This window comes from Corallococcus sicarius (assembly GCF_003611735.1).
Taxonomy (GTDB): Bacteria; Myxococcota; Myxococcia; order Myxococcales; family Myxococcaceae; genus Corallococcus; species Corallococcus sicarius.
The window spans coordinates 1-3,109 of the sequence record NZ_RAWG01000551.1 but is presented as its reverse complement, the minus strand read 5'-3'; the positions used below and the strand labels follow the sequence as shown (position 1 = coordinate 3,109).

Genomic DNA, 3,109 nt, shown 5'->3' with positions numbered 1-3,109 from the left:
GCCTCACGCTGCTCGTGCGCGGGGAGGGGGACAAGTGGACGGTGAGCGCGGACACCTCCGGGGCGCCGCTGTACCAGCGCGGCTACCGGCAGGAGGTGGGGCGCGCGCCGCTGCGGGAGACGCTGGCGGCGGGCATCCTCCGGCTCGCGGGCTATGCCGGGGACGTGCCGCTGGTGGACGTGATGTGCGGCTCGGGCACGTTCCTGGTGGAGGGGGCGTGGCAGTCGCAGCACCGGGCGCCGGGGCTGTCGCGCGCGTTCGCCTTTGAATCGTTCCCCTCCTTCGACAAGGAGGCCTGGGCCCGCCGTCGTGCGGAGGCCGAGGCACGAATGCTGCCCGCGCCACGCGTGCCCATCCGGGGCTACGACATCAACGCGGGGGCGCTGGGGACGGCGCGTCGCAACGCGAAGCGCGCGGGGCTCACGTTGACGCTGGAGCGGCACGACCTGCGCACGTTGAAGGCGCCGCCGGGAGCGCCCGGGTTGGTGGTGGCGAATCCTCCCTACGGCAAGCGCGTGGGCGAGGAAGAAGACCTGCCGGGCCTCTACCGCGCGCTGGGTGCCACGCTGCGCGGTGCGTTCCGCGACTGGCGCAAGGCGCTCATCGTCCCCGAGGACGCGAAGCTCGTGGCGGAGCTGGGGCTGGAGGGTGCGCGCCAGTTGCCGGTGCAGAACGGCGGCCTGCGCTGCCTGCTGGTGCTGGCGGGCCCGTGACGCGCGGGCCCGGGGTGGCGCTCCGTTAGAGGGGCAGCACCCGCTCGAAGCAGGCTCTGGGCGCCGCCCTGCGAGAGCGGTGGCTCCCGCTCAGCGCAGGCAGGGGTGGCGCTCCGTTAGAGGGGCAGCACCAGCTCGAAGCGGGCCCCGCCCTCGGGCCTCGCGCCGGCTCGCACCTTGCCTCCGTGCGCGAGCACCACGCGGCGCACGATGGCGAGCCCCAGGCCTCGCCCGTTGGCTCGCGTGAGGAAGAAGGGCTCGAAGACGCGCTGCGGATCCACTCCCGCGATGCCCGGGCCTTCGTCCTCCACCACCAGCGACACGCCTCCAGGCACGGACCGCACCGCCACTCGCACCGTGCCCTTCGCGGGCGACGCCTGCAGCGCGTTGCGCATCAGGTGCGTGATGGCGAGCTGCAACAGCGTCTCGTCACCCGCGAGGTCCGGCACCTCCGGCGCCTCGTCGAAGACGACGTGCGGCGTGGGCAGGTCCTCCCTTCCCTGGAGCTGGCCGAGCGCGCGGTGCACCAGCTCTCCCAACTGGACGGGGCGCGGCCGGGGCTCCAGCGGGCGCACCGTGTCCAGCAGGTCGCGCACGATGTCCTCCAGCCGGATGGCCTCCTCCTCCAGCATCTCCACCGCGGCGGCGCCTGAGGGCCCCAGGCGCGGCTCGCGCTTGAGCACCGCCACCGTGTTGAGGATGGCGCCCAGCGGATTGCGCACCTCGTGCGCCACGACCCCCGCCGCTTCGCCCAGCGCCGTCAGCCGCTCGCTCGCGACCAGCTCACCCTGCAGCCGTGACACCTCCGCGAGCCGTGCATCGGCCGCCCGGTGGTGGCGCACGTTCTCCAGCGCCCCACCGATGAGCTGCGCGAACAGCTCCAACGCGCCGGCATTCGCGGGCGTCAGCATGGGCGACTGCACCGCGAGCACGCCGAAGGGCTCGTCCCCCACGAAGAGGGGCGCATCCAGCGCGCGAGAGCCCGGGGGGTAGATGCGCTCGATGCTCTCCGCCACCTCCGGCGAGTGCAGCTGCCGCGCCATGCTGAACGCGTCCGGGTGGAAGACCGACTTGCGCCGGGTGAGCACTTCCTCCAGGTGCGGCATCGCCGCGCGGGGGAAGCGCACCGCGTGCACGGACTGGCCATACAGCCGCTCCGCCGCCGCCAGGCTCTCCGCCTCCTGTCGCATCGGCCCGTGGCGCAGGAAGTCCCCCTCCAACAGCATCACGGAGACGTAGAAGCCCTGCCGGTGCACGGCCTCCACCGCAAGCTCCAGCACCGCCGTCTCGTCGCGACAGCGCAGCAGCTCCGCCGCGGTGGACACCAGCACCGTGGACAGTCTGCGCACCGCGTCCCCGCCCTCGGCGTCCAGCAACAGCACGAGCTGCTCCTGGGGGATGCGGCCCGGACCGGTGATGAGCGACAGCACGTGACGACGCCCGTCCGCCCCCCGCATCCGCACCCAGGCCGGTTGATCCGGCAGGGGCTCACCGCGCGCGAGCGCCCGGGACAGCGGCTCCACCCACGCACGCTCCTCCGGACTGAAGCGGGCGTTGAACTCCCCCACGGAGGGCAGGTCGCCCTCGCGCAGGCCCAGCAGCACCCGCAGGGCGTTGTTGGTGAACACCAGCCGGTCGCCGTGGACGACGAACAGGGGGACGGGCAGCACCTGGAGCAGCCCGTCCAACGGGGCGGCCGGAGAAGGGGGGCTCACGACAGCGTCCCCTGTGCGGCGCCAGCCACTTCCCCGCCCGCATGCCGCGCCGACGCGCCGGGGCTCGCGCCCCGAGGCAATCGCCACGCGCGTGCGCCGTAGGAAGAGGTGAAGGCGTTGCTGATCCGGGAGGACACCATGAACTTCGTGAACGAGTTGGACCGCAGGGACCTGGAGTTGAAGTCCGTCATGGCGGTGATGGTGGCCTTCGTGGCGATGGCCGGGGTCTTCCTGGGCCAGCTGTTCTAGCCCGGCTTCGACCCCGACTCCGAAACAATCAGGGCTTCTTCGGACGGCGGACGTACTGCTGGATGAACTCGCGCTCCTCGGCGCGCAACGCGCTCAGTCGCAATCCGTAGCCACGCGGGTTCTTGCCGTCATCCAGCGAGTTCTCCCAGATGACGGAGCTGCGCAGCGTCATCACCCGCTCCGGATCATCGAACCGCAGCGTCAACTCCACCTGCGTCCCCAGTCGCAGCGGCCGGTCCGTTCCAATGAACAGGCCCCCTGACGACAGGTTGATGATGCGGTGGTCGGTGAAGATGCCCGTGTTCTTCATCGTCACCCGCACGTCCGCGTGGAGCCGGTCGTCGGAGCGGCGCTCCAGGCCCACGAACTCCGCGCTCGAGTAGGTCGGCGGTGGGGGCGCGGGCGGCGGACGCCGGAAGGTGGGGGCTGGAG

3 protein-coding genes are annotated in these 3,109 nt (G+C 72.4%); 1 reads left to right on the top strand and 2 read right to left on the bottom strand.

What is annotated here, in order from left to right:
- A partial coding sequence (locus D7X12_RS40500) for a THUMP domain-containing class I SAM-dependent RNA methyltransferase (protein ID WP_369333665.1) occupies nt 1–713 on the top strand: 713 nt, incomplete at its 5' end.
- 116 nt (nt 714–829) lie between these two features.
- Here D7X12_RS40500 and D7X12_RS40495 read toward each other — a convergent pair.
- Entirely contained in the window at nt 830–2,428 is a 1,599-nt protein-coding gene (locus D7X12_RS40495) for a sensor histidine kinase (protein WP_120630451.1), read from the bottom strand.
- A gap of 277 nt (nt 2,429–2,705) precedes the next feature.
- The coding region (locus D7X12_RS40490) for a TIGR02266 family protein (RefSeq protein WP_120630450.1) at nt 2,706–3,109 on the bottom strand (404 nt) is incomplete at its 5' end.